This is a genomic window from Nocardioides proteolyticus, assembly GCF_051280635.3.
Taxonomy (GTDB): domain Bacteria; phylum Actinomycetota; class Actinomycetes; order Propionibacteriales; family Nocardioidaceae; genus Nocardioides.
Genome location: NZ_JBNBPO030000052.1, coordinates 1 through 7,265, shown reverse-complemented (window position 1 = coordinate 7,265; position 7,265 = coordinate 1). Strand labels below are relative to the sequence as shown.

The 7,265-nt window shown below is 75.4% G+C and carries 4 protein-coding genes and 1 pseudogene; 1 reads left to right on the top strand and 4 read right to left on the bottom strand.

Features of this window, described 5'->3' with window-relative positions:
* The coding region (locus ACPOLA_RS19030) for a ubiquitin family protein (RefSeq protein WP_435772080.1) at positions 1-742 on the bottom strand (742 nt) is incomplete at its 3' end.
* 218 nt (positions 743-960) lie between these two features.
* Here ACPOLA_RS19030 and eccCa point away from each other — a divergent pair.
* Positions 961-5,043 carry a type VII secretion protein EccCa gene (gene eccCa / locus ACPOLA_RS19025; protein ID WP_435772079.1) on the top strand — a complete coding sequence of 1,361 codons (4,083 nt, stop codon included), beginning with the start codon at positions 961-963 and terminating at the stop codon, positions 5,041-5,043.
* Between the two features lie 46 nt (positions 5,044-5,089).
* Here eccCa and ACPOLA_RS19020 read toward each other — a convergent pair whose 3' ends face one another.
* The 3 genes and pseudogenes from ACPOLA_RS19020 to ACPOLA_RS19010 all read right to left on the bottom strand — a co-directional run.
* Positions 5,090-6,370 (bottom strand): YibE/F family protein, encoded by a 1,281-nt coding sequence (locus ACPOLA_RS19020; RefSeq protein ID WP_435772078.1) that lies wholly within the window; start codon positions 6,368-6,370, stop codon positions 5,090-5,092.
* 132 nt (positions 6,371-6,502) lie between these two features.
* Positions 6,503-6,883: an HU family DNA-binding protein gene (locus tag ACPOLA_RS19015; protein WP_435772077.1), complete on the bottom strand. Its 381-nt coding sequence runs from the start codon at positions 6,881-6,883 to the stop codon at positions 6,503-6,505.
* Positions 6,846-6,950: pseudogene (locus tag ACPOLA_RS19010) on the bottom strand (30S ribosomal protein S14); the annotation flags it as partial. The pseudogene ACPOLA_RS19010 and the gene ACPOLA_RS19015, both read right to left, overlap by 38 nt.
* Positions 6,951-7,265: the final 315 nt, after the last annotated feature.

The window sequence follows — 7,265 nt, the reverse complement described above, 5'->3', positions numbered from 1 at the left end:
AGGGTGCCGCCGGCGTCGCGATGAACGCGATCCCGAAGCTCGGCAGTCTCGGCTCCATCGTGCTGGTCGCCGGCCTCGGCGGCGGCAACGGGCAGCACCAGGCGCTGCGCTTCATCGCCGCCGGGATGTTCCTGTTCGCGACGCTGGGGTTCACCGAGAAGACCGTCGGCGCGGGGTCCCAGACGACGGCGAAGCAGGCAGCGGCCGCGAAGGCCGGCGCGGCGAGGGCCCGTTGCCGCGCGAGCGACCCGACAGGCACGCAGCCGAGCACGGCGGCAGCCAGCAGCACCGCGACCGCCGGCCACCGGTCGTCGGCCTCGATCCGGCTCGCGCACCAGCCGGCGACCGCCGCCGCCGCGACGGCGACGCCTAGCCAGGTGGCCGAGCCCGGCCCCGGGTCCGGTCCGCGCCGTGCCGGCTCGCCGGTGTGCCCGGTCGCCGGGCCCGGCCGCGATCGGGCCGCCGGTTCCGGTGCCGGGCGCGCCGCGGGGTCCACCGCCACCAGCACCGAACCGCTCACCAGCCCGGCCCGGCCCACCTCGTCGGCCGGCTGCAGCGGGCGGCCGGACCGGCTGACGAGCGGCAGCGGCGTCGCCAGGCCCGCCTCGTCGGCGTACGCGCGGGCGACCTCGGCGAGGGTGGCCCCGGTGGGCACCACCAGGTCCACCACGCCACGCGGGCCGTGCACCGTGAGCGCGGTGACCGCACCGGCCGCCGGGGGCCGGGACGCCGTACCCGACATCGGGCCTCCCGAGTGCTCGCGTGGCCGTGGTTGGCGGCCTCGTCGGCAGGGTAGTCGTTGACCGTGCTCCTCGCCCCGCACCGCCGACCGGCACCCGGCCGCCGGACCTATCATCGTGTCCGCGCCGGCGGCGGGCCGATCCCGGGACCGCAGCCACGTCCAATGACTGGGCACCGATTTGGGCACCGACGACAGGCGCACCGACGACGGGGGCAACCGTGACTGTGCAGCAGACGGGCAGGCCGGCCGCGGCCGCGCCGGGGAGCCTGACGACGAGGGGCGGGCGCGCCGAGCGGCCCGCGCTGCCCAGCGGCCAGCTCCAGATCCAGCCGCCGCCGCAGATCCAGCCCAGCGAGGGTGCCGCCGGCGTCGCGATGAACGCGATCCCGATGCTCGGCAGTCTCGGCTCCATCGTGCTGGTCGCCGGCCTCGGCGGCGGCAACGGGCAGCACCAGGCGCTGCGCTTCATCGCCGCCGGGATGTTCCTGTTCGCGACGCTGGGGTTCATCGTGGTGCAGATCGACCGGCAGCGGAAGCAGCGGCAGCAGCAGGTGACCGGCTCCCGCACCGAGTACCTCCGCTACCTGGCCACGGTCCGCAAGGTGGCCCGCGACGCGGCCGCCCAGCAGCGGCGGGCGCTGACCTGGACCCACCCGGACCCCGAGGCGCTGCCCGCGCTGGCCGAGGACCGGTCGCGGGTGTGGGAGCGGTCCTCCGCGGACCCGGCCTTCCTCCAGGTCCGGTACGGCGTCTGCGCGCAGCCGCTCGCGCTGGAGCTGGTGCCACCGGAGAGCGCCCCGATCGACGACGTCGACCCGGCGTCGGCGTCCGCGCTGCACCGGCTGCTGGTCGTGCACCGCATCCAGCCGGACCTGCCGGCGTCGATCGACCTGCGCGCCTTCGACCGGATCGAGGTCTGCGGCGGGGAGGAGGAGGCCCGGTCCCTCGCCCGGGCGCTGCTCTGCTCGGCGGCGGCGTTCCAGTCGCCGGAGAGCCTCCAGGTCGCGGTGCTCGCCTCCGACGCGACGCTGGCCCACTGGGACTGGGTGAAGTGGCTGCCCCACGCGCACAGCCAGCACCACAACGACGCGGTCGGGCCGGCGCGGATGGTGACCACGTCGTTGACCGACCTGGCGCAGATGCTGCCCCCGGACCTCGGCGAGCGGCCGCGCTTCGGCGCCGACGAGCGGCCGGCGATCCCGCACATCCTGCTCGTCACCGACGGCGCCGCGCTGCCGCCGGGCAACCACGTCATCCCGCCCGACGGGCTGCACGGCGTCACCGTCGTCGACCTTCCGGCGCGCTGGGGGGAGCTCGACAGCGCGACCGCGCTGCGGCTGGAGATCGAGGACCGCCCGGTGCCGGGCGGCGACGGACGGCCGGCCGGGTCGGCGGCGTCGTCGGTGCCCCTGGTCGCCGTACGACTGCGGACCGAGCCGGTGCGCGCGAAGGGCGACCAGTGCAGCCTGGCCACGGCCGAGGCCCTGGCGCGCCGGCTGACGCCGCTCTTCACCCCAAGCGCCGGAGCGTCGGTGGGCGACGAGGCCGCCGACATCACTGCACCGACCGACTTCATGGACCTGCTCGGCCTCGGCGACGTGCACCGGTTCGACCCGGCGGCGGCCTGGCGGTCGCGCCCGGCGCGCGACCGGCTGCGGATCCCGATCGGCGTGGGCGACGGCGGCAACCCGGTGCACCTCGACATCAAGGAGTCCGCCCAGCAGGGCATGGGCCCGCACGGCCTGGTGATCGGCGCGACCGGCTCCGGCAAGTCGGAGTTCCTGCGCACCCTGGTGCTCGGCCTCGCGATGACCCACTCCCCCGAGCAGCTGAACATGGTGCTGGTCGACTTCAAGGGTGGCGCCACGTTCGCCGGCATGGCCGACCTGCCGCACGTCTCCGCGGTGATCACCAACCTCGCCCAGGAGCTCACGCTGGTCGACCGCATGCAGGACGCCCTGTCGGGCGAGATGGTGCGCCGCCAGGAGCTGCTGCGCGAGGCCGGCAACTTCGCCTCGATCCGCGACTACGAGAAGGCGCGCACGTCCGGCGACCCGGAGTCCGCGCACCTCGCGCCGCTGCCCTCGCTGTTCCTCGTCGTGGACGAGTTCTCCGAGATGCTGTCGGCGAAGCCGGAGTTCATCGACCTCTTCGTCGCCATCGGCCGGCTCGGCCGGTCGCTCGGCCTGCACCTGCTGCTGGCCTCCCAGCGGTTGGAGGAGGGCCGGCTCCGCGGCCTCGAGTCCCACCTGTCCTACCGGGTCGGGCTGCGCACCTTCAGCGCCCAGGAGTCGCGGGCCGTGCTCGGCGTGCCCGACGCCTACGAGCTGCCGGCGGTGCCCGGCCTCGGCTACCTGAAGCCCGACCCGACGTCGCTGACCCGGTTCAAGGCGGCGTACGTCTCGGGCCCGCCGCAGGCGAGCCGGCGGCGGGTGCACCGCGACAGCGGCGGCAAGGTGCGCGGCATCCTGCCGTTCACCGTCTCGGAGGTGCAGACCTTCGACGAGCCCGACCCCGACGAGGCACCGGCGCCCGCGCGGGCCGACGGCGGCGACCAGGGCGAGTCGCTGCTCGACGTCGCCGTGGGCCGGATGGAGGGGCGCGGCCCTGCGGCCCACCAGGTCTGGCTGCCGCCTCTGGACCGGCCCGACACCCTCGACCAGCTGATGCCCGACCTGGCCCCGCACCCGGAGCTGGGCCTGGTCTCCCTGCAGTGGCGCAACGCCGGCGGGCTGACCGTGCCGCTCGGCACGGTCGACCGGCCCCGCGAGCAGCGCCGCGACACGCTCACCGTGGGGCTCGGCGGCGCCGCCGGCCACGTCGCGGTGGTCGGCGGCCCCCGCAGCGGCAAGAGCACCCTGCTGCGCACGGTCGTCACCAGCCTCGCACTCACCACGACACCCCTGGAGTCGCAGTTCTACGTGCTCGACTTCGGCGGCGGCACGTTCGCCCCGCTGGCCGCGCTGCCCCACGTCGCCGGTGTCGGCAGCCGGTCGGAGCCGGAGGTGGTGCGCCGGATCGTGGCCGAGGTGCGCAGCGTCGTGGATCGGCGGGAGGCCTACTTCCGCAGCCAGGGCATCGACTCCATCGAGACCTACCGGAGCCGGCGCGCGCAGGGCCGGGCCGACGACGGGTACGGCGACGTCTTCCTGGTCGTCGACGGGTGGGGCACCCTGCGGGCGGACTTCGACGACCTCGAGCTCGAGATCCAGCAGCTCGCCGGCCGCGGCCTCACCTTCGGCCTGCACGTCGTCGCCGCGGCCACGCGGTGGGCGGACTTCCGCGCGGCGATGCGCGACCTGCTCGGCACCCGGCTCGAGCTGCGGCTCGGCGACGCCATCGACTCCGAGATCGACCGCAAGGTCGCAGCGCTGGTGCCGATGGGCCGGCCCGGGCGCGGGCTGGTGCCGGGCAAGCTGCACTTCCTCGGCGCGCTGCCGCGCATCGACGGGCGGCCGGGCGCCGACGACCTGGGCGACGGCGTGGACGCGCTGGTCGCGGCCGTGGCCCAGGCATGGCGGGGCCCGGCCGGTCCCAAGCTGCGCCTGCTGCCCGACCGGATCGGCCTCGACGAGGTGCGCTCGCTCGCGGGCGACCACACCGGCCGGCAGCTGGTGCTGGCCGTCAACGAGAAGGAGCTCGCCCCGGTCGGCCTCGACGTCGACGCCGAGCCGCACCTGCTGGTCTTCGGCGACGGCAAGTCCGGGAAGTCCAACCTGCTCCGCGGCTACTGCCACGAGGTGATGCGCACCCGGACCCCCAAGGAGGCGCAGATCGTGCTCGTCGACTACCGCCGCTCCCTCCTCGGCGAGGTGCCCGAGGACTACCTGCTCAACTACCTCACCTCCGCGACCCAGGCGCAGCCGGCGCTCAGCGACCTGGCGACCTATCTGCAGAACCGGATCCCCGGACCGGACGTGACGCCCGAGCAGCTGCGTAACCGCTCCTGGTGGAGCGGGGCCGAGGTGTTCGTGGTGGTCGACGACTACGACCTCGTCGCCACCCAGCAGAGCTCGCCGGTCGCGCTGCTGCAGCCGCTGATGGCGCAGGCCCGCGACGTCGGCCTGCACGTCGTGGTCGCTCGCCGCTCCGGCGGCGCCTCGCGCGCGCTCTACGAGCCGGTGATCCAGTCGATGCGCGACCTGGCGATGCCCGGTCTCCTGCTCTCCGGGAACCGCGAGGAGGGTCCGCTGATCGGCAACCTCCGGCCGGCGCCGGCGCAGCCGGGCCGGGGACGGCTGGTCACCCGCGACCGCGGCACCGAGGTGGTGCAGCTGGCCTGGTCGGAGCCGACGCTCTGAACCGGACCCGGACCGGTCCGGCGGCTCGCCGGGGACCGGGCGTCCCTCAGGCCGTCGCCGGCCCGGCTTCGGCCGCCGCGGCGTCGGTCGCCGCGGCGTCGGTCGCTCGCGCCGGGGCGGCCACGAGCGCGGCCAGGCCGGTGGTGATCGGCACGGCGAGCACCAGCCCGATCGACGTGGCGAGCGTCCGCACCACCTCCTCGGCGAGCTGCTCGGTCGACAGCAGCTCGATCAACGGCCGGTCGTAGACCCGGAGCACCATCAGCAGGGTGACCGCCGTGCCGACGTACGCGAACACGATGGTGTAGATCGCCGAGGCGATGTGGTCGCGACCGATCCGCATGGCGCTCGCGAAGACCTGCCCCCGCGAGGCCTCGGGCGAGCCTGCCCGCAGCTCCCACACGGCCGAGGCCTGGGTGATCGTGACGTCGTTGAGCACGCCGAGGCCGGCGATCACGAGCGCGCATCCCAGCAGCGACTGGAAGTCCAGCGCCCCGAACGTCGACAGCACCGCGCCCGACTCGTCGGAGATGCCCGTGAGCCGGGTCCGCGACACCGCGAGCGTCCCGATGCCGGCGGTCAGCATCACGCCGATCAGGGTGCCCGCCAGTGCGGTGCTGGTCCGCAGCGAGAAGCCGTGGGTGGTGTAGAGCACCACGAACATGATCGCCGAGGCGCCGGTGATCGCGACCCCCACACCGGGCGCGCCGTCGAGCAGCGTGGGCAGCAGCCACCACCACACCACGACGCCGCCGAAGACCAGTCCGGTCAGGGCGAAGAGCCCGCGCCAGCGGGCGATGGCCAGCACCACGAGGACGAAGAGGACGGTGAGCCAGCCCAGCGTGCGGTCACGGTCGATGGCGAAGTAGGAGTACTGCGGGCCGGCGTCACCAGCCCCGTCGGCCCCGTCGGCCCCGTCAGCGCCCTCGGTGGGCGGGCTCTTGAGCAGCTCGACCCGGTCGCCCGGGGCGATCCCGGAGTCCAGCACCTCGGGCGGCACGTCCACGGCGACGGTCCGGTCGTCGACCGCGACCTCGAGCCGGCCGCATCCGGTCGCGTCGGGGGACTCCTCACCGACGCAGGGCTCGGCCACGGCGAGCACCTCGCCGACTGGGAAGGTCACGCCCGGCGCGGCGAACCGGGCGGCCGCACCACCGGCCTCCGCGCGCTCGGAGACCGCGTCGCTGGACGGCCACCAGAGCACCAGACCGACGACGGTGGCGACCAGGGCGAGGCCGAGTCCGGCGAGGAGCGCGACCCGGGCGGTGGACCCGATCCGGATGTCGTCGGCACCGCCGGCCGCCCGGTGGGAGTGTCCGTGCCCCATGGCGTCACCCTTTCACGCCCCGCGGTCGGGCCTGGGACGGCCCGGCGCGCTGCCGCGGAGCCTTTCTCACGGCTGCCGGGCGGGCGGCTGCCGGGCGGCGCGGCTGCGTCCGCCCGGCACGCCGGGCGAGGGTCAGTCGCCGGCGACCAGCCGCTTGAACGCGGCGGCCGGCTTGAACGCCGGGGCCTGGGTGGCGGCGATCTCGATCGCCTCGCCGGTCTGGGGGTTGCGGCCGGAGCGGGCGGACCGCTCGCGGCGCTCGAAGGTGCCGAAGCCGGACAGCGCGACGGACTCGCCCTCCGCGACGGTGCGGGCGATCTTGTCGAGGGCCGCGGAGACGGCCTTGGCGGTGTCGGCGGCGGACAGGCCGGTCTCCTCGGCGACGGCGTCGACGAGCTCGGTGCGGTTCATGGTGTCTCCTGTGTCGGGTTGGTGACGTGCGGCGGGCGCCGCACGTCCGGCAGCCGGCTGGTGGTCACCAGCTGGACTTCGTGATGCCGGGCAGCTCGCCACGGTAGGCCATCTCCCGGAACCGGATGCGGGAGGTGCCGGTCTTGCGCGCGAAGCCACGCGGCCAGCCGTGCAGCTGGGACACCGGTGACAGCGGGGATCCCCTCTGGCATAGTTGAGAACGATTCTCATTCTATAGGAAAGGAAGCCGATGCAGCAGGGCATCCACCCGAGGTACGAGCCGGTGGCGTTCCGCGACCGCGCGACCGGCGACGTCGTCGTCACCAGGTCCACGATCATCGACCGGCTGGAGGGCGGCCCCACGGTCGAGGGGGGGGGGGGGGGGGGGGGGGGGGGGGGGGGGGGGGGGGGGGGGGGGGGGGGGGCGGGCGGGGGCCGGGGGGGGGGGGGCGGCGGGGGCGGGGGCGGAGCGCGGGGGGTGGTG